The 18,478-nt window shown below is 35.3% G+C and carries 20 protein-coding genes; 13 read left to right on the top strand and 7 right to left on the bottom strand.

Translation table 11 applies throughout. From position 1 onward, the window contains the following. Nucleotides 1-60: 60 nt before the first annotated feature. The gene (locus tag ACIQZA_RS06045) at nucleotides 61-201 is read right to left on the bottom strand and encodes an aspartyl-phosphate phosphatase Spo0E family protein (RefSeq protein WP_198516187.1); all 141 of its coding nucleotides are present in this window, start codon (nucleotides 199-201) and stop codon (nucleotides 61-63) included. A 554-nt stretch (nucleotides 202-755) separates the two neighbouring features. Between ACIQZA_RS06045 and ACIQZA_RS06040 the strand changes: the two genes are divergently transcribed. Together ACIQZA_RS06040 and ACIQZA_RS06035 are read left to right on the top strand one after the other, a co-directional pair. Further along, entirely contained in the window at nucleotides 756-1,385 is a 630-nt protein-coding gene (locus tag ACIQZA_RS06040) for a hypothetical protein (RefSeq protein ID WP_400933522.1), read from the top strand. 11 nt (nucleotides 1,386-1,396) lie between these two features. Beyond that, complete coding sequence (locus tag ACIQZA_RS06035) at nucleotides 1,397-1,798, top strand: histidine phosphatase family protein (RefSeq protein WP_402880287.1); 402 nt, start codon at nucleotides 1,397-1,399, stop codon at nucleotides 1,796-1,798. 253 nt (nucleotides 1,799-2,051) lie between these two features. Here ACIQZA_RS06035 and ACIQZA_RS06030 read toward each other — a convergent pair whose 3' ends face one another. Next, nucleotides 2,052-2,606: a GNAT family N-acetyltransferase gene (locus ACIQZA_RS06030; protein WP_274067843.1), complete on the bottom strand. Its 555-nt coding sequence runs from the start codon at nucleotides 2,604-2,606 to the stop codon at nucleotides 2,052-2,054. 500 nt (nucleotides 2,607-3,106) lie between these two features. Continuing rightward, a complete protein-coding gene (locus tag ACIQZA_RS06025; protein ID WP_400933519.1) occupies nucleotides 3,107-3,412 on the bottom strand; it encodes a hypothetical protein in 306 nt (101 codons plus the stop codon). 179 nt (nucleotides 3,413-3,591) lie between these two features. On the opposite strand from ACIQZA_RS06025, the gene ACIQZA_RS06020 reads away from it, so the two are divergent. Together ACIQZA_RS06020 and ACIQZA_RS06015 are read left to right on the top strand one after the other, a co-directional pair. Continuing rightward, complete coding sequence (locus ACIQZA_RS06020; RefSeq protein ID WP_402880290.1) at nucleotides 3,592-4,086, top strand: GNAT family N-acetyltransferase; 495 nt, start codon at nucleotides 3,592-3,594, stop codon at nucleotides 4,084-4,086. Nucleotides 4,087-4,164: 78 nt separating this feature from the next. Then, on the top strand, nucleotides 4,165-4,584 hold the full coding sequence (locus ACIQZA_RS06015; protein ID WP_400933515.1) for a GNAT family N-acetyltransferase: 420 nt from the start codon (nucleotides 4,165-4,167) through the stop codon (nucleotides 4,582-4,584). A 54-nt stretch (nucleotides 4,585-4,638) separates the two neighbouring features. Here the strand turns inward: ACIQZA_RS06015 and ACIQZA_RS06010 are convergent, their stop codons facing one another. Next, nucleotides 4,639-5,376: a class I SAM-dependent methyltransferase gene (locus ACIQZA_RS06010; protein ID WP_402880292.1), complete on the bottom strand. Its 738-nt coding sequence runs from the start codon at nucleotides 5,374-5,376 to the stop codon at nucleotides 4,639-4,641. Between the two features lie 331 nt (nucleotides 5,377-5,707). On the opposite strand from ACIQZA_RS06010, the gene ccsB reads away from it, so the two are divergent. Beyond that, nucleotides 5,708-6,877, top strand: coding sequence for a c-type cytochrome biogenesis protein CcsB (gene ccsB / locus ACIQZA_RS06005; protein WP_400933511.1), 1,170 nt, complete (start codon nucleotides 5,708-5,710; stop codon nucleotides 6,875-6,877). A 480-nt stretch (nucleotides 6,878-7,357) separates the two neighbouring features. Here the strand turns inward: ccsB and ACIQZA_RS06000 are convergent, their stop codons facing one another. From ACIQZA_RS06000 to ACIQZA_RS05990, 3 genes are all read right to left on the bottom strand, one after another. Further along, complete coding sequence (locus tag ACIQZA_RS06000; RefSeq protein ID WP_053592785.1) at nucleotides 7,358-7,558, bottom strand: cold-shock protein; 201 nt, start codon at nucleotides 7,556-7,558, stop codon at nucleotides 7,358-7,360. 218 nt (nucleotides 7,559-7,776) lie between these two features. Then, nucleotides 7,777-8,403: a response regulator transcription factor gene (locus tag ACIQZA_RS05995; protein ID WP_142507965.1), complete on the bottom strand. Its 627-nt coding sequence runs from the start codon at nucleotides 8,401-8,403 to the stop codon at nucleotides 7,777-7,779. Beyond that, complete coding sequence (locus tag ACIQZA_RS05990) at nucleotides 8,396-10,588, bottom strand: sensor histidine kinase (RefSeq protein WP_402880294.1); 2,193 nt, start codon at nucleotides 10,586-10,588, stop codon at nucleotides 8,396-8,398. Before ACIQZA_RS05990 ends, ACIQZA_RS05995 begins: the two co-directional genes overlap by 8 nt. A 208-nt stretch (nucleotides 10,589-10,796) precedes the next feature. Between ACIQZA_RS05990 and ACIQZA_RS05985 the strand changes: the two genes are divergently transcribed. The 8 genes from ACIQZA_RS05985 (at nucleotide 10,797) to ACIQZA_RS05950 (ending at nucleotide 18,365) form a co-directional block, all read left to right on the top strand. Beyond that, nucleotides 10,797-11,717 (top strand): hypothetical protein, encoded by a 921-nt coding sequence (locus ACIQZA_RS05985; RefSeq protein ID WP_400933505.1) that lies wholly within the window; start codon nucleotides 10,797-10,799, stop codon nucleotides 11,715-11,717. A 73-nt stretch (nucleotides 11,718-11,790) separates the two neighbouring features. Continuing rightward, complete coding sequence (locus tag ACIQZA_RS05980) at nucleotides 11,791-12,768, top strand: thymidylate synthase (RefSeq protein ID WP_323657365.1); 978 nt, start codon at nucleotides 11,791-11,793, stop codon at nucleotides 12,766-12,768. 627 nt (nucleotides 12,769-13,395) lie between these two features. Further along, a complete protein-coding gene (locus ACIQZA_RS05975) occupies nucleotides 13,396-13,596 on the top strand; it encodes a hypothetical protein (RefSeq protein WP_142507969.1) in 201 nt (66 codons plus the stop codon). A gap of 45 nt (nucleotides 13,597-13,641) precedes the next feature. Then, the gene (locus tag ACIQZA_RS05970; RefSeq protein ID WP_402880296.1) at nucleotides 13,642-13,848 is read left to right on the top strand and encodes a thymidylate synthase; all 207 of its coding nucleotides are present in this window, start codon (nucleotides 13,642-13,644) and stop codon (nucleotides 13,846-13,848) included. 113 nt (nucleotides 13,849-13,961) lie between these two features. Further along, on the top strand, nucleotides 13,962-14,372 hold the full coding sequence (locus ACIQZA_RS05965) for an Rrf2 family transcriptional regulator (RefSeq protein ID WP_142507971.1): 411 nt from the start codon (nucleotides 13,962-13,964) through the stop codon (nucleotides 14,370-14,372). Nucleotides 14,373-14,448: 76 nt separating this feature from the next. Continuing rightward, nucleotides 14,449-15,078 (top strand): NAD(P)-dependent oxidoreductase, encoded by a 630-nt coding sequence (locus ACIQZA_RS05960; protein WP_400933499.1) that lies wholly within the window; start codon nucleotides 14,449-14,451, stop codon nucleotides 15,076-15,078. 380 nt (nucleotides 15,079-15,458) lie between these two features. Beyond that, on the top strand, nucleotides 15,459-16,877 hold the full coding sequence (gene aspA, locus ACIQZA_RS05955) for an aspartate ammonia-lyase (RefSeq protein ID WP_402880299.1): 1,419 nt from the start codon (nucleotides 15,459-15,461) through the stop codon (nucleotides 16,875-16,877). Between the two features lie 237 nt (nucleotides 16,878-17,114). Next, on the top strand, nucleotides 17,115-18,365 hold the full coding sequence (locus ACIQZA_RS05950) for a methyl-accepting chemotaxis protein (protein WP_400933495.1): 1,251 nt from the start codon (nucleotides 17,115-17,117) through the stop codon (nucleotides 18,363-18,365). Nucleotides 18,366-18,478 lie beyond the last annotated feature (113 nt).

The following is an 18,478-nucleotide window of genomic DNA, read 5'->3' as shown; positions in this document are numbered from 1 at the left end:
GCAATGGAATTGGTGTGTTTTTTAAACCGGAACCTACTATACAGATCATCGGAAATAGTTTTAGCTAGCTTTATTGATCGCTTTTGAATATTTATTTAGTAGGACATCTAATTCTTGACTACAATCTACCACGCTAGGGTGGGTAAAACCTAAATCCATCGCCTTTTTATACATATCTTTCCTTTTGTTTTCAATCTCCATCTTCAAGAATTGTTTAAACGATATCTTAACCAAAATCTTTTCCCCCTATAATTTTTTCTTCATATTCTTGAAATACATTGACCTCGATTCAACTTTTTCATTGTATCTCACCTAAAACGAAAAATATGTCACATTGTGTATAGGTTGAGAAATTCGTAATTTAGTCATAGAAAAATATATTCATAATTATATAGTTGAAAAATAAGAAATTCCAACAACAGGTATTTTAGTCTACACTAATTGCCTTTTATTGTATTAATTATATATTTTATTACCTATTATATTAGAATATTAGCGTTTTTTTTGGCCGTATTCAAGAATAGGCAAAGGTTGAAATTTAATAGATTTGCTCCTTTTTTACTATTAAAAACTATGTCGATATCTATTGAAATTTTAATGCATTTCGTATCTTGTCACAATTTATCAAATAAACTTCTTTGTTGTTTGTTATTGAGGAGATTTCATGTTGGTTAATAATGTTGAGAATTTTCGAAATAAATGGAATGATGGGTGAATAGAGTTTGCATAATTGCTATGATAGGGGGAGGTTTATAGTGTTGAAGTTAAGATTGCCATTATTTAGCATTATGATCGTTACTAATTTAATGTTATTAGCATGTTCAGAAGAGAAAACAAAAGCAGGAGAATCTTCAGAATCAACAGTGGTTACTAACCATTCTGTTCAACACGTGGAAGAATCAAAACAAACGCTTCCAACTATCGATAAGCATTATGATTTTACATATTTAGAGAAATTGCCGGAGGAAAAAAGAGCTTTATATGAAGACTTCTTGAAGAAAGGAAATATTAATAGTCTAAAGACTTTTACACCAGAGGAAATCGTGTTAATTATGATGAATTTAATATTTGAGCATAATTTCGATAAACTCTATGCAATTACCTACAATAACAATGAGCTACCAGATAAAGATACCTTTATAGCAGAGTATATAGATTATTTTTTAGATGAAGATATTCAAAATTATTTAATGTACAGATACTACGATAGTATTTCTTTGAATAAAGATTCTAGCACTGAAAGTATAGCAATTGTTCAATTAGAGATAATTTTTGGAAGCTCGCACTACGGCAAGACATATGCCTTATTAAGAGAGGATGGTATGTGGAAGGTTGACCTATACAATTATATAAAAGAAAAGAAGGCAAAATCTGAAGAAAAATAGAAGGAACTATAATGACTGTACTATATTTTGTTAGACACGCGCGTTCTCACTATAACGCTGATGAGGTCAATCGCCCGCTTTCTAGTAAAGGGTTTGAGGATAGGGATCGTGTTACTAGATTATTTGAAAATAAAAATATTCATACGATATATTCAAGTCCATATAAAAGAGCCATTCAGACGGTGGAGGGCATCGCACAAAAACATAAATTACAGATAAAAACGATTGATTCCTTTAAAGAAAGAATATTATCTTTTGACGCTGCCATTCATCAAGTATGGAGTCATCCGAATTTCGCATTTGAAGGTGGAGAATCCAATGAAATTGTAAAGGAACGAGCTATGACCACTTTGCAAAAAATTATACTTACACATCCAAATGACAATATAGTTGGTACACATGCAATATTATAGTCTTAATGATGCAATATTTGGATGTGCATTATGATCACGTATTTTAGAAAAAACTTTCAATGCCTGATGTGTATCAACTATCATTTCAGCATTTCGTGTTAAGTGATGTTCAAAGAATTTGGGAAGAATAGAAGAAGGGGCTGTCTTCTGACAGCCCCTTGGTTCATTTTATCGAGAAATATCCTTAGTTTACCGAAAACTTTATATGATTTATCGAGAAAGCGAAGTATTTCCAACAACTGGGGAAAATTGCTTATCCTATTTGATTCCAATCTTCTCGTAATAGACCAAATAAAACTACATCATGAAATTGACCGAAGCGGAAAATCTCATTGCGTAGAGAACCTTCTTTTGTAAAGCCACATTTTTCATAGGAACGAATAGCGCCTTTATTAAAGCTGAAAACTTGAAGCTTAATTTTATTAATGGAAATATAATTAAAAATAAAATGAATAAGCGTTTTCATGGCATCGGTTCCAAGCCCTTTGCCGTGCCATTGTTCGCCAATTGAGATACCTACAAAGCAAGTACTATTTTTCCAGTTGATTCCATAGACGCCACAGGAGCCGATAAGCTCATTTGACGACTTTTCGAATATACCGAAAATAAACTCCTCTTTTTTTCCACTAATACTTTGAAAGAATGAAGCATGATCCTCAAAGGTGTTTGGAAAGGGAATATCGTCATTGGCAAGTAACAACGTATTTTTTTCACTTTCGATTTTTACAAATGCCTCCAAGTCGGAAGAAGTCATTTGCTGTAAAGTAATAGATTGTCCTGTAAGAAATTCATTAAAATAATTTTCCATTTGTTTTCTCCCTTGTTCAAGGGCTGCAGTTAGAGGTTACATCCCTTGGGTTATTTGATGTATAAACAAAACATCTACTGCAATCTCTGCGCTCATATGCCCAACTCCTTTAGTTTAGATATCATTATAGTAGCATTTTTGGTAATTAGTAGAAACAATTGTTTTTAAATGCTTATCTCCATAATGTGGAGTTGATTTCCGCTCCAACTGGGCGCTTTGTAGCTGACGCTGCGCTTTCGCACAGAAAAAAATTGTTGCTGACGCTACGTTAGCACTACACTTTCACACAGAAAACATTTGCTTCGCTACAGGGTCTCATCTGTGACATCTAACACTGCCTCATATACATAAATCGAAGGAAGTACTATGGATTTCTTTAGTAGTTCTTCTTTAATATTTAAAATATACTTTCGACTCTCTATTGTTAAGAAGTCGTTCATTAACGATATTAAATCCCTTGATAGAGAACCTTTTCGTGTTTATATCAATATTCCAAATTTCTAATGGGGCATGTTTTGTATTTTAAAATAGTAACCATGAGATGGTGTTTCTAAATAATTACAATACTTTAATTCTAAAACCTTCGGATTGCCAGTTAAGTCCGCTAATATCGACATGGCTTCCGCTGCATTCGGACAAACAAAAAATGTTTCGATATCGATATCTTGATCCACTAGTAAATCATACACTGTAGCGCCGACAACATAAGCTTGACCAATTGTATTCCATTTTTCTAGTAGTTCTAATTCTTCGAGAATGAGCATGGCAGTTTCTTTCCGCTTTGAAGCTCTCTCTAATAATTCCAAAATTTACATATACTCCACAATAAAATTGTAAATCATGTTAGAATACATTATATTTGTGATTTATTTGAAGTAAACTCTGCCAAGAACAATTTAAAACAGTACTAAGGGCGTATTTTTGATCCATAAGGGAAGATTAATGAGATAGATTACTAGGATTAAAGATGAAAAGGAGAGCTTTGATGAGATTAAAATTTTATGAAGAAAAAGATGATCATTTAATTGAACGATATACGATTACAGAGGAGCAGCTTCGCTATACGATGTCTCCGAAAGAGAGCATTGAACTAGTGAAGCAGGATAAAAATCGTCATGCCGTTCTTGTATTAGATGAAGACAGGCTCGTAACATTCTTTGTATTGCATGAACATGAGGGTGTCAAGCCATATTCCTCTAACGAACAGGCGGTTTTAATCCGTGCCTTTTCGACAGACTATTATGAACAAGGGAAAGGCTATGCGAAAGCAGCATTACAACTTTTGCCGGACTTTGTTTTGACGCATTTTCCTTATATCAATGAGCTTGTGTTAGGGGTTAATTTGCCGAATACTGCTGCACAGTCACTTTATAAAAAGTGCGGATTTGTCGATGAAGGAAGGCTGGCAAAAGGGTTTAGGGCTGAGATTAAAGTGATGAGTTATTACTTAAGTAAAAATATTAGAGAAACGCTTGAATAGAAATGCTGTACTTGTAAGAGGAAGGAATCTACTTAATATTAAAAAATTTCTCGTCTAAAAAAGAAATGAGGTGGCAGAATGAAAAACTTGCTGGAAGCACGTATAGAGCATTTCGATGAAATATGTGCAATTGATCAAGAAGTAATTGGAGATTTTTCGCGAAGGGACTATTTGCGTACAGCTATTAACGAAAAACGATGTATCATTCAACAAACTGAAAAAGGTATTGCGGGTTTTCTCATTTTTACAAATGATTTTTTTGACAATAGCTTCATCTCATTAGTTATTATCAAACCAACTGAGAGAAGAAAGGGCATTGCCACAACATTATTAAATTTTTATGTAGAAATGGCAGCCACTCCAAAAATCTTTTCTTCTACTAACCAATCAAATACTAGTATGCATAAGGTATTTGAAATGGCGGGATTTATAAAAAGTGGGTATATTGAAAATTTAGATGATGGTGACCCAGAAATTATTTTTGTGAAATTTAAGTAAAGCATAGACAAAGGCAAGTCTCGCAGTAGAGTTACGGCTACGAGACTTGAAAAGTTATTTTCTTGCTCTTATTAATAAAAAGGAAGGTTTACGATGCTCATTTTCTAAGGAAGGCAGTTTTTCAACAGCCTCTAAATTAGGAATCGGCTCTAGCATTTTTTCTATCGTCAAGTTATGTTCGATCAATGTATTGATGATTGTAGAAATGCTACGGTGATATTTAACAACACCATCCACAAGCCATGTCCGCTCACGCAAACCTTCATCATGGTAATTATCAATTGCGTAATGGCTCCTATTGCCGCTGTCATCATAAAGCCAATTATCCTCCGTTGTTTTACGAGCAGTAACAATCGGATGCTCTACAGAAAAAATAAAATTGCTACCAGGACGAAGCATTTTAGCGATTTTACCAATGACTGCACTAAAATCCTTTATATAATGTAAGGAAAGAGAGCTTGTTATACAATCAAAGCTGTCAGGAGCTGCCTGATAATCTTCTATCGCTCGCAAATAATAGTCTATATGCGGATGAGCATGTTCACATTGAGCGATTGCCAGCATATTTTCTGAAACATCAATAGCTGTTACATGCTGTGCGTTATTTTCTATACAATAGTATGCAAATTGTCCCATTCCACAGCCAATATCAAGTATTTGTAAATTAGTTAAATTAGGAAGTAAGGATTTTAACGCTGGTTGTTCAAGCAAGTTATTGTAGTTATAGGGTGCTTGACGGAGCTTTTTATATTGATGGAAAAATTCCGGATGGTCATATATATTTTGTTTCATGGTATACCTCCATTTGTCTCACATAACGTTATGTAACATTTGCGCATATTTATTGTCACATATTAACCTAAAAAGAAATAGACTATTATTTCAATTTTTAGTAAGATGTAGGTAGAATGGTGCCAACTTTTGTAATTCCCCATCTATCGGATTGTATAGATGGTTTTTTGATATGAGGACGTCTTTTCTGATGTTTTACGCCACAAAATTGTAACAATTCCGAAAAGTAATGTTATTTAAAGGGGAATGATGGCACTTATTTTAATGAATCACGTTTTTTTATTGGGAGTAATTATGCGGTTTCCCAAAAAATACATTGGAGGATGTTGCATTGAGTAAAGAATCATTATTAAGTTTAAGTAGTAATTCATTGTTCGTGGCATTTATTTTACTACTGATCGCTATTATACCGATTGGACTTGCCGTGAAATCAAAAGGAAAGATGTTTGGGAAAGTCGGGCTTCTACTTACATATATTGCTTTTGCTTTACAACTAGTGTATTTCATATTAAGGTGGATTGCTGTTGATCATGCACCTGTAAGTAATATGTATGAGTTTATGACGTTCTTTGGTATCATGCTAACTGGTAGCTATTTAATCATTCATTTTTTATATAAGCAAATTGTTGTAGGTTTGTTTACCATCCCTGTGTCATTAATTATTCTCGGTTATGGAAGCGTCTTTACAAAAACGGTTTCACCACTTGTTCCATCACTGCAAAGCAATTGGTTAACGATACATGTTATGACAGTTGCATTTTCAAGTGCTATTTTATCGATTTCGTTCGCAACCGGTATTATTTATTTATTAAGAACATTAGATGTTTCTAAATTCTCGCTAAGTACACTATTCTTAGAAATTGTTCTGTATTATTTAGTTGTTGTGATTGGCTTTATAGTTGTTGCCACATATTTTGACATAGCGGTAGATAAAGTCGAGGTTCAATTTGAAAATAAGCTAGATAAGGTGGAAACAGCCGTTTATACGATGACACCGTTAATTGTCAATAAAGATGCAGTAACAACTAGTGGGGATCAGGTCGGCCTTTTACAGATTACAAATAAGATAGATGCGAAGAAATTAAATTCAATCGTATGGGCATTTATCGTCGGTACAATTTTATATGCAGTGATTTTCCTCATTACGAGAAAACCGTTAATTGTTTTATTAAAGCCATTAACAAATCGTGTACAACCAACATTAATGGATGAAATTACATATCGAGCTGTTGTGATAGGTTTTCCGTTGTTTGCTTTAGGTGGACTTTTGTTTGCCATGATTTGGGCACAAATTGCCTGGAGTAGGTATTGGGGCTGGGACCCTAAAGAAGTGTGGGCACTTATTACATTTTTATTTTATGCAGCGTTCCTTCATTTCCGTCTTTCCAAAGGGTGGGAAGGGGAAAGGACAGCTTGGTTAGCGATTATTGGCTTTGGCATTATCGTGTTTAATCAAGTATTTGTAAATTTAGTCATTGCAGGTTTACATTCTTACGCGTAAGGATGTTGTAAATGGAATGTAGTGAACATGTTGAATGGGCTAATGTTCTGTATTTCTCATGAAATGCAAGTAAATTATTAAGCATTGTGAGTCTCACAGGGTGGGAAGGTCAATATTTCGAAATGATCACATTACTTGTACATGGAGTTGGTTTTGTTGTAGCAACTATTGTGCTATATTAGCTTCATTTAAGTGGATAGCGCATTGTCGATTGGTCTATTGGACAACAATTTTGTGGCTACCCTATACAGCGCTATTCACTTTTATCTTTGTTAGTGTATATCCGATTACTTATCAGGGAGATATGCCTGCACCCGTACAAGGACTAATTCTTTCTGCAATGCTCTTGTTTTATCCGTTTTATATTGGAACGTTGACTATTTCAAAATCTGAAGCTGTACAAATAAAATAACCGTAAAAAAGAGACATCCATAATTTGGATGTCTCTTGAATTTTGCACTGTTTATTCTAAAGCTGAAATTAAAGCTTTACAACATTAGTTGCTTGTGGTCCGCGGTTACCTTCTTCTACGCCAAATTCTACTTTTTGGCCTTCTTCTAAAGTTTTAAAGCCATCTGATTGAATGGCAGAGAAGTGTACGAATACATCATTTCCACCTTCTACTTCGATAAAGCCAAAACCTTTTTCCGCGTTAAACCATTTTACTGTACCTTGTGTCATGTGAACAACCTCCCAAAAAAATTAAACAATCATATTGCTTCGATCGCTTGAAAAAAATCACGTATTCAAAAGCTCGTATTACTTTTGAATACGTGATTTTAACGGTTAAGATGAAGTAATGTAATTATTGTTTTTATTATATAACAGTACCAGATATTTATCCAGTATATTCCGCTTTTTGTAAGAAAAAATTTACATTAAATCTATTTTCAACATAATTAGTTGATCCATGCCTTTTCTTTAGCGACAATGACTGCCTCAGCGCGTGATTCTACGTTTAGTTTGACAAAAAGTTTGGATAAATAGTTTTCAACGGTGCGCTGCGTGACCCCAATGGCTGAAGCAATTGCTTTATTTGTACAACCTTGTGCGACAAGCTGTAATATTTCTTGCTCCTTGTCGCTTAGTAAAATCTCTTGCTGCGTATTTGGTAAATTGATGCGCTGCTGTACAAAATCTAAAAAATCAGCTGCTAGCAGGATCTCGCCTCTTAGTGCGGCTTCAATGGTTTGAATAACTTGCTGTTTCGTGGCAAGCTTTGATAATAATCCATCGACCTTTTTTTCAATAAGTAATTCGTAATAATCGGAAAGCTCATAGCCTGTGTAGAGTATAATGAGTGCTTCTGGTTGCTTTTTCTTAATCATTTCCGAAAGCTGGATACCGTTGACTGGCTTCATATTTATATCGATTAAAAATAATCGAAAAGCTTGAGCGTCCATTCTAGACAGAACAGCGGCACTATCCTGCTCTGTGTCTATTTGGACATTTGTTAAATCCTGTAATAATGTTTTTGTACCATCTAAAACGACAGGATGGTCATCTACAATAAGAATATCAATCATATGATTCCACGTCCTCTTGTATTTGAATAAAAATTTGCATTCCTTCATTATGACTGGAGGTTATCGTGATGTCGCCATTAAAAGCACGAACTCGTTCTCGAATCCCGTTCATGCCCATTGAAGCGGAAGATTGCATTAAATCTTCAATATCACAGCCAATACCATTATCTTCGTATTGTAGGACAAAGCCGCAATTGATCACTTGTAGTTTTAGTGATACTTCCGTTGCCTCGGCATGCTTAATCGCATTATTTAAAAGCTCCTGCACAAGTCGATAGACGACTAAATGTAAGGTTGCATCCTGAAATTGGACGCGTTCTATTTGGGCGTTTAATAAAAAATCGGCACGTATTTTTACCTTTTGAATCAGTTTTTTTAAGGCGATTTGAAGCCCAAATGTATCCAGTAATGGAGGGCTTAGATTCTCACAATACTCACGTAAATCCTTCGATGCATTTAGCAATTGCTCTCGAATATCTAATACCTTGTCTTTTTTGATAATAGGCGAACTAGCAATTACATCTAACTCTCTTCCTAAATGAAGTTGTTCCTGTAATATAGTGTCATGTAATTCTTGCGCTAAAATACTTTTTTCCTTTTCAATGATATTCCATAATAATTTATCGAGCCAAGGAAGCTGGGTATCATTGCTATCCTTCATAAGCCTTATTTCACTTATTAAATCTTCAATGAGCTTTAAATTATCAATAAACATTGAAACATAGAGCGCAAGTAACTCTAACCAAAGAAGCTCTTCTTTTTGTAATGCATGTCGAATGATTAACATGATTTTCTCTTCACCTGAATCATGTAATAACAGGTGCGTCATGTTATTCACTATGTTGACTTCACCGCGAGAGATGGGCACATCTTCCGTTAGTGTTGTAATCGTAAAAGCTGTAGTACCAAGCTTTTCTGTTATCTCATATTTGAATTGCTCCAGTAATTCTTGCTGATCTTTTGCCTTACCCATACGATTAACGGCAGCATATAAATTATGTACATAATTACCGGTAGATGAAAAAATAATCTTTCGATACTTAAAATCAAGCTGCTCTTTTATATAAAAGCTAGCAATGATAACGAGGAATATAAGGATAAAGACGCTCGTAATTTGAATAATCGATAATGTATCTATACCCAATATGGTAATGCCTGTAGTTAAGATTAATGCACTAAAAAAAGCAAGTGTTGAATAATAGCGCAAACGAGATAATTGATATTCAATATCGAATAATCGTTCGTTCACTTGAATGAAAATAAAAGAAAAAGGAATAAACAATAAAAATAATGCAGCTACCTCAGCATGTAAAATAGGGTTTTGACCTAAAATTTCGGGTATAACGAAAAATAATAAAAATGGCAAAAAAGGCGTGATAAATGCAATGGTGATCAGACGGATTTTTGCCAGTTTAGTTCGTAAATAACTCGTTAGTAAAATATAGATGGCATAAAGAACAAGAACAGCAAATATCGCTAAATAAATTAATGCTGTTATTACCCGAAAATCAGAATTAATTCTCATTATGAAATTACAGCAAGGTATAAATAGTAGTAATAAATAAAGCCATTTGGTATTGAGGTACAGCCATTCTAGATGTAGGTATCGGAAGTAAAATTGTAAAAAGTGAATAAAAAGTAATATGCATAATACGATACCAATACTTATTACTGCTTCTCCAATTAAATTTCCTCTACTCGATGCCCCGCAACTTATATAGGTCAAAGAACAAGTTAATAAAAATAATGTTAGTAGACTAGTTAGTTGATTATCTTTATTTCTTTGCCATAAATAGATGGCAACACCTAAAGATAGGACAAAATAAAACAGCGGAAAAATAATTTGCAAATAAAATTCTTCCGGATTATCTTTATGCTTAACTTTAACCGAATGAAAATCACCATTAGTCTTCATAAACGTTAGTTCCTTAGCACTTCTAACGATAGAATCGAGTTGGATTGAACGAACATTTTCTGCAGGAATGCCATCAATTGTCAGTAACATATCGCCTTTTTCAATGTTATTTTGCTGTGCCCATGTTGAGTAATAGAACTCAGTTATGACTGGTTTTTGGCTAGTTGTGTCCACTGAAATACCAAGTAAAGGGATTCGCATTGCCACTACGAGCACATAAATACCTAGGAGTAGGTAGGTTATGAAAATACTATATATCCATTTACTCATCGTTTTCTCTCAATTATTTGCATGATAATATTACCCCATTTCCATCTTAATTACCTATTTATTATCCATAATTTTTGGTAATTTTGGAATACCGAAATAAGGTGTTTCGGAAAACCACTATTGCTTTTTCGGAAAAACGAAATAGTTTTTTCGGTGTAGCCTATGATAGTGTAAATCTAGCATATGTGACGAAAAGGAGGAGCGTTGCATGAAAAAGAAAGGATTGCCACTAATCCTTTTTTTTCTAGTCGGCATAATGTCGTACCCGATGACAATAATCGCTAAGGACTTTGAGAATGATGCGGTGAAAGTTGATGTTTGCATTATTGGGGGTGACAATCGTTTTGTCTATAAGATTCCTAAGCATTTACATAAAGATACGCCGTATGCTGAGATGAAGAATAATATTGAATCTTCCTTAGAAAGTCATTGGAAGATCGGGGATGCTCGTTATGAAGCTCACCAGACAGATGTTACGTATACTTTTTCCATTAAAGATTTAATTAATGAAAAACAAAATGGGCAAATGAAGGTAGCGATACCATATACTTTTTTAGTAGGGATGTTTGGTGAAAATGATGCTATTCAATTACGCATTTTGGTAAGCAAATTAATCGACTGGGAAGCCAACTCAAAGGATTGGGCAACGCTCGGCTTTGTGGAACCGCCCACTAATTTTAGTAAGCAGGAATATGTTTATGAGGGAGCGGTCAACAACCTACTACAGCAGCGGGTCGGACATTTTAATGGCACGGTTATGAAAGGGCAAATGGTTCTACATAGTGTTATTTATTTTAGCTTTATTATTGCACAGCTTTTCGCCTGTATATTTTTATCAAGACGTTTAAAAAAGAAAATTATAGAAGATCCAGAAAACATGCATCAGTTCCGAAAGCTTAACTATATGTACCAAATCATTCCATTATTGATTATCGGTGTGCAAATTGTATTTCTAGTCATATCCGGGTTACTGACTGCTTTTAGTGTCTATTTTACCCCAGGGATGGATCTTTTACTGATTATCGTTCCGATTTTATTTAATATTATTTTGTTACCAACGTTTTTTTTCACAATTGAGAGTGAAATCTCAAAAGAGCTAGAAAACAATTTCTTTGGCTCAGATATGTAAATATTGTTTTTATTTTTGGACGTCCTAGATGTTATAATGGTCAACAGCATACATGAAGGAGCTGTTGATTAACATGGCGCATCCAGAAATCGCGTACTTAAATTTACTACAACATATATTAGAGAGTGGCGTTAAAAGGGAAGATCGAACAGGTACTGGTACATATAGTGTATTTGGCTATCAAATGCGATTTGATTTAAGCGAGGGCTTTCCTCTTTTAACGACTAAACGTGTACCATTTAAACTTGTAGCAAGTGAACTACTTTGGTTCATTAAAGGGGACACAAATATTCGTTATTTACTGCAAAATAATAATCATATTTGGGATGAATGGGCTTTTAAAAAATGGGTTGAGTCCGATGAATATTCAGGTCCTGATATGACAGACTTTGGTCGTCGTTGCTTAGTGGACGAGTCTTTCAATGCTGACTACAAAAAAGAGTTAGCTTCATTTTGTGAGCGTATTTTAACAGACGATGAATTTGCACGTAAATACGGAGAGCTAGGTAATGTTTATGGCAAGCAATGGCGTAATTGGACAACATCAACGGGGGAAAGAATCGATCAATTACAAGATGTAATCGATCAAATCAAACACAATCCAGATTCACGACGCATTATTGTCAATGCATGGAATCCAGAAGATGTTATCAATGCAGGAGCAAAAGGTAGTAAAGCTGCATTACCTCCTTGTCACGTGATGTTCCAATTTTATGTCGCAAATGGAAAATTAAGCTGTCAGCTAATGCAAAGAAGCCTTGATACATTATTAGGCTGTCCATTTAATATTGCCTCATATGCATTACTGACACATTTAATTGCACATGAATGTGGTTTAGAAGTTGGCGAATTTATTCATAGCATTGGGGATGCTCATATATATTTAAATCACGTGGAGCAAGTAAAAGAACAGCTTTCGCGCGAGCCTAAGGACCTACCAACCTTAAAAATTAATCCAAATAAAACGTCAATCTTTGACATAGAACTCGAAGATCTTTCTATTGAGGGCTATGATCCACACCCGACAATTAAAGCTCCAATTGCCGTTTAAACTGAAGCAGCAGCCGTTTTGGTTGCTGTTTTTTTAAAACAAACTAACGACGAAGCGTTCGAGTAGAATAGATGGGGCAACGGAAGAACTGGCGGAGTGAGGAATAGTAGCCAGAGCGAAGGGGAAGTAGAGGCAAAGTGACGGGAAAAACCAGCCGAGTGACGGAAAGCAGAGGCAAAGTGACGGGAAGAGATCAGAGTGACGGATAGCGGAGGCGAAGTGATGGATAGAGATTAGAGTGACGGAAAGAACTGGCCGAGCGACGGAAAGAGATTAGAGCGTCGAATAGAAAGTGCAATGTGATAGATAGAAGAGTTGAAGTCGTGGATAGAACCAACAGAATCGTGGATAGAAGGGCCGAAGTCGTGGAAAGAACCGTTCAAGCGTTGAAAGCAGAGGCCAAGCGACGGATAGAGATCAGAATGACGGAAAGAACCACCCAATCGACAGATAGAACCAACAAATCGCAGGATACTACCGCCAAAAGAGAGATACTTAATTTATTTTAAAGCTAAATCCCTAAGCACTTTATATGAAGGATATTTAAATTCATGAAAATTTTACCGATATAAGTTTTAATCTGGAAGTCCTAATAAAAATTTAGAGGTGAATGATGTGAGGAGATCGTTGATTTTTCAAATAGACGGAAAAGGGTGTGAGCAGCGTTTAAGGACGAAATTGCTGACCAATACTCCTCAACAACAAGAGGAATTTATTCATCAACATGAGCTACCACACATCTCTACAAAATTAACACAGGAGCAAATACATAAAATGATGCAAGTCGTTGAGGAAATTCGCCTGAAACGTTATAAAGAAAGACTATAAATGTAAGCGCCTTCTAAGCTATAATAGCTGAGGAGGTGTTTTATTATGAACGTGATCTTTGTAGATTCGGTTTTAGGTACAGAGCTTTTGCAAATGGTGTCACATGATGTGGCAGGCATATTGGCTGCGGCACAAGGAGAAAGTGTGACGTTTCCAGTTGGCCATTTTAAGTATGATTTTCATAACTTAGACTTTTATGAGGAAGATGGAGAAATACGACAAGAATTAGTTATTTACGTAAAGCAATTATAATTATCGTATAATACTCTGATAACGGTAAAAAATAAATACAGGTGCAAATAGAGCAATTTGCTTGTTTTTATTTAATCCTGTAACTATAATAGTTACAACAGGTGGTGATACATATGGTGAACAGTCGATATTCGGTAGCGATCCATATACTTTCGCTCATTGCAACAACATCTGATAATAGCCAGCTGACGTCTGATTTCATCGCAGGTAGTGTAAATACAAATCCAGTTGTCGTGCGACGAATGATCGGGGTGCTTAAAAAAGCAGGCTTGCTTTCGTCACAACCAGGAATTGCAGGCTATGATCTATTAGTGGAGCCAAAAGATTTAACGCTATTAGCCATTTACCATGCGATTGATGGACCAGAGCAGCTTTTTGCGATTCATGATGAGCCAAATCCAGCATGTGCGGTTGGTCGAAAAATCCAACGGACATTGGAGGGTGTTTATACATCTGTTTGGCATGCAATGGAAGAACAACTACAAGCACAAACTTTACAGGATGTGCTAGATCAACTTCGTTAAAATCAACGAAGTCGGTCTTTTGTATCTAACCTGTAACTTAAATAGTTACAAATGAAAAATAGGAGGAATTATAAGTATGAAAATAGCAGTAATTGGTGCAACAGGGAAAGCAGGACAAAAAATTGTAGAGGAGGCACTACAACGTGGTCATGATGTCACTGCGATTGTTCGTTCAGCTTCGAAAATAACAGCAAATATGCCAGTAATTGAAAAGGATGTATTTGAATTAGCTCAAGAAGATGTGAAAGGCTTTGACGTAGTCGTAAATGCATTTGGAGCTCCTTTTGGTCAGGAGGAATTACATGTGAAAACTGGCCGTCATTTAATTGATATTTTCACTGGTATTCATACAAAATTATTTGTTGTCGGTGGTGCGGGTAGTCTTTTTGTAGACCCAGAAAAAACTGTTCGAGTAATGGATACACCAGATTTTCCAGAAATGTTTTATGCGACAGCTAAAAACCAAGGTGAAAATCTACGTGACTTACAACAATCAACTATTACTTGGACATTTTTAAGCCCATCTGCTTTCTTTGATCCAGAAGGTCCACGTACAGGTAGCTATACAACTGGAGAAGATCATTTATTAGTAAATGCTGCTGGTGAAAGTTATGTTAGTTATGCAGATTATGCCGTTGCGGTATTAGATGAAATTGAAAATCCGAAGCATGTTAACAGCCGTTTTACAGTTTCTTCTAATCAATAAGGATTAACTGAAGTAATAACTTTTTATTTAATGAGAAATGTATAGCAGATGGAGTATTTCTTAAAACTTTATTAACAGCTATAAATGAAACATGTATTTTAATTAAGCGTGTTTGGGCGCAATTTTCAAGCGAGTTGACTAGTTTGGTTCAACTCGCTTGAGATCTTTACTTAGTCTGTTCGAATGATGTCTACAACGTACTGTTCAATTGCTTAATCTCTTCATCAAATCTTCTTTTATAAGCTGTATTTACTGGTCATTAATGTTAATAGTAGCGCTTAGTTTGTGAAATTTTCATTTTCCAGACAAATGACTGTTTACATTACTGCATTAATTAGCTACTATCAAGTGTGAGTATTACATAAAAGGAGACGACAATTATGTCCACACAACGTATAGAAAAAGACTTTTTAGGTGAACGTGCATTACCAAGCAATGCTTATTACGGGATTCAAACGCTTCGTGCTACTGAAAACTTCCCGATTACAGGATATACAATTCACCCTGCTCTTATTAAAGCAATGGGTATTGTAAAAAAAGCAGCTGCTTTGAGTAATATGGAAGTACACCTACTTTCAATAGAAATCGGAGATGCAATTGTCGAGGCTGCACAAGAAGTTATTGATGGCGAATGGGATGCTGAATTTATCGTTGACCCAATCCAAGGTGGAGCTGGCACTTCTATTAATATGAATGCCAACGAGGTTATTGCTAACCGTGCCTTAGAGATTTTGGGCAATGAAAAAGGGGACTATAAATCAATTAGCCCAAACAGCCATGTTAATATGTCACAATCAACAAACGATGCTTTCCCAACAGCTATTCATATTGCTGTGTTGAATTTGATAGATGAACTACTTCTTACAATGGAAAACATGCAAGCAGTGTTCCACCAAAAAGCGGAGCAATTCGCGCATGTTATTAAAATGGGTCGTACGCATTTACAAGACGCTGTACCGATTCGATTAGGACAAGAATTTGAAGCATATTGCCGTGTTATCACTCGTGATATTGTGCGTATTCGTCAAACTCGCCCAAATTTATATGATGTAAATATGGGAGCAACAGCTGTTGGTACAGGATTAAATGCATTCCCTGACTATATTCAATCAGTTGATGTACATCTTGCTGAAATTTCAGGATTGCCGCTTAAAGGCGCTACACACCTTGTGGATGCAACACAAAATACAGATGCTTATACAGAAGTATCAGGCGCATTAAAAATCTGTATGATTAATATATCGAAAATCGCGAATGACCTTCGTTTAATGGCATCTGGTCCACGTGCGGGGCTAGGGGAAATCATTTTACCAGCTCGTCAACCTGGATCTTCTATTATGCCAGGGAAAGTAAATCCTGTTATGCCAGAGGTTCTTAACCAAGTGGCATTCCAAGTAATTGGTAATGACCATACTATTTCTTTAGCATCTGAAGCAGGGCAATTAGAATTAAACGTTATGGAGCCTGTGCTTGTCTTTAACTTAATTCAATCTATTAGCATTATGAATAATGTGTTCCGAGCATTTACACAAAATTGCTTGAAGGATATTGAAGCAAACGAAGACCGTATGAAAGAATATGTGGAAAAAAGCGTTGGTGTGTTAACAGCAGTAAACCCGCATATTGGCTATGAGGTAGCTGCACGAATTGCGCGTGAAGCAATTTTATCTGGTCGTTCAATTCGTGAACTTTGCATTGAAGAAGGCGTACTAACGAAAGAACAATTAGATTTAATTCTGGATCCTTATGAGATGACACATCCTGGTATTGCCGGATCAAGTATGATGAAATTAAAATAATTTATTATGAAAGCACTTTGTCTAAAGCAAAGTGCTTTTATGTTTTAAAAAACTAATATTTGAAGGAGTCATACTTTTAGATCATACGTTGAGTAACTACTGTTTTTAGATGCTGCGAAAGAACTTTCTCTTTTCTATATCATTATCTTACAAAAGTTGGTCTTTTTTCTATGAATTTCAGTAGAATTAAACTATAATAACTACGTTGGAATAATATTATAGTTGGAGGAATTTAGTATGACTTTACGGAAAAGAAGTATAATTTGCTTTTCTACTTTAAATGTTCTTATGGGTGTTATTTTAATTATAGACCTAGCAAATTTAACTTCATTAAAATGGCTATCCACTTTATTAACAGTAATAGGAATAACTATGACATTATCGTGTATTTTCTATGTGAAATTTAAAATTATTAAGCCTATTAATCAATTAGCTGAATCCGCTCAAGCAATTGCTGATGGAAATTTAAGTACTGCTCCGATTGAAATTAATTCCAATGATGAGGTATCAGACTTAGCTAAAGCGTTTTTAAAGATGAAAGAACAATTACATACAATGACACAAAAAATTGCAAGTAGTTCTACAGATTTATCAGCGAGCATAGAAGAGCTATCAGCAAGTACAAATGAAATTACAGATGCAGTTAATGAAGTTGATTCACAAATGGAGAATACGACTGAGGGTCTTAAGAAAGCAGCACAATCTGCAAATGAAAGTGCGATTGCTATGCAAGAAACTGCAGATGGCATTGAACGTATTACTGTGGCAACGCAAGATGTATTTGATCATGCAAAAGAAGCAAATGACATCGCAGGAAATGGTGCGGAAATTTTACACGTAGCTAAAAATCAAATGGAGTTTATTTCAACTTCTACTGAAAAAACAAGTGAATTAATGCAGCAATTATCAAGCAAAATGACTGATATCAAGTCTATGACAGACATGATTACGGCTATTACTGATCAAACAAATTTGCTAGCATTAAATGCAGCAATTGAAGCAGCGCGTGCTGGCGAGCATGGTAAAGGCTTTGCAGTAGTCGCAGAGGAAGTTCGAAAATTGGCAGAGCAATCTAAGCATTCGGCTATTCAAATTGTCGAGCTTGTAGTTGGAATAGAAAGCGATACAAAACAAGTAGCTACCTCTGTTGAAAAGGACTTGAAAAATGTTCAACAGGGCGTCTATGTCATTGATGAGGCTACAAAGTCATTCGGTACGATTTCTCAGCATGTTAGCAAAATGACGAACCAACTAGAGGATATTTCCGCAACAGCAGAAGAGCTTTCAAGTAGCGCGAATGAGGTTACAAATTTAGTATCGACAATTGCAAACGGAATGGATAGTTTGTCTAATTATACAGGGGTCATTCTGCAGTCTGTTGATGAGCAAAGTGCCTCCATGCAAGCGGTCAACATGGTGGTGTCGCAAGACTTATGTGTACAAGCTGAAAATTTACAAAAGCTTACACAGAGATTTAGTGGACAATAATTGAAAGAACTATATTACCCATAAAAAAAAGGCTATTTTGCAGGAATAAATTTTCTGCGAAATAGCCTTTTTTTATCAAGTGCATTGATTAGCGTAGAGCCGAAAATTAAATA

The organism is Lysinibacillus sp. NPDC096382 (assembly GCF_044762845.1).
GTDB lineage: Bacteria > Bacillota > Bacilli > Bacillales_A > Planococcaceae > Lysinibacillus.
This window is presented reverse-complemented; position numbering and strand designations above follow the sequence as displayed.

Bases quoted from the DNA above. Each gene is read 5' to 3' on its own strand.
- ACIQZA_RS06045 (WP_198516187.1), bottom strand. From the start codon at position 201: ATGGAGATTGAAAACAAAAGGAAAGATATGTATAAAAAGGCGATGGAT.
- ACIQZA_RS06035 (WP_402880287.1), top strand. From the start codon at position 1,397: ATGACTGTACTATATTTTGTTAGACACGCGCGTTCTCACTATAACGCT.
- ACIQZA_RS06030 (WP_274067843.1), bottom strand. From the start codon at position 2,606: ATGGAAAATTATTTTAATGAATTTCTTACAGGACAATCTATTACTTTA.
- ACIQZA_RS06020 (WP_402880290.1), top strand. From the start codon at position 3,592: ATGAGATTAAAATTTTATGAAGAAAAAGATGATCATTTAATTGAACGA.
- ACIQZA_RS06015 (WP_400933515.1), top strand. From the start codon at position 4,165: ATGAAAAACTTGCTGGAAGCACGTATAGAGCATTTCGATGAAATATGT.
- ACIQZA_RS06010 (WP_402880292.1), bottom strand. From the start codon at position 5,376: ATGAAACAAAATATATATGACCATCCGGAATTTTTCCATCAATATAAA.
- ACIQZA_RS06000 (WP_053592785.1), bottom strand. From the start codon at position 7,558: ATGACACAAGGTACAGTAAAATGGTTTAACGCGGAAAAAGGTTTTGGC.
- ACIQZA_RS05995 (WP_142507965.1), bottom strand. From the start codon at position 8,403: ATGATTGATATTCTTATTGTAGATGACCATCCTGTCGTTTTAGATGGT.
- ACIQZA_RS05990 (WP_402880294.1), bottom strand. From the start codon at position 10,588: ATGAGTAAATGGATATATAGTATTTTCATAACCTACCTACTCCTAGGT.
- ACIQZA_RS05985 (WP_400933505.1), top strand. From the start codon at position 10,797: ATGAAAAAGAAAGGATTGCCACTAATCCTTTTTTTTCTAGTCGGCATA.
- ACIQZA_RS05980 (WP_323657365.1), top strand. From the start codon at position 11,791: ATGGCGCATCCAGAAATCGCGTACTTAAATTTACTACAACATATATTA.
- ACIQZA_RS05970 (WP_402880296.1), top strand. From the start codon at position 13,642: ATGAACGTGATCTTTGTAGATTCGGTTTTAGGTACAGAGCTTTTGCAA.
- ACIQZA_RS05965 (WP_142507971.1), top strand. From the start codon at position 13,962: ATGGTGAACAGTCGATATTCGGTAGCGATCCATATACTTTCGCTCATT.
- ACIQZA_RS05960 (WP_400933499.1), top strand. From the start codon at position 14,449: ATGAAAATAGCAGTAATTGGTGCAACAGGGAAAGCAGGACAAAAAATT.
- aspA (WP_402880299.1), top strand. From the start codon at position 15,459: ATGTCCACACAACGTATAGAAAAAGACTTTTTAGGTGAACGTGCATTA.
- ACIQZA_RS05950 (WP_400933495.1), top strand. From the start codon at position 17,115: ATGACTTTACGGAAAAGAAGTATAATTTGCTTTTCTACTTTAAATGTT.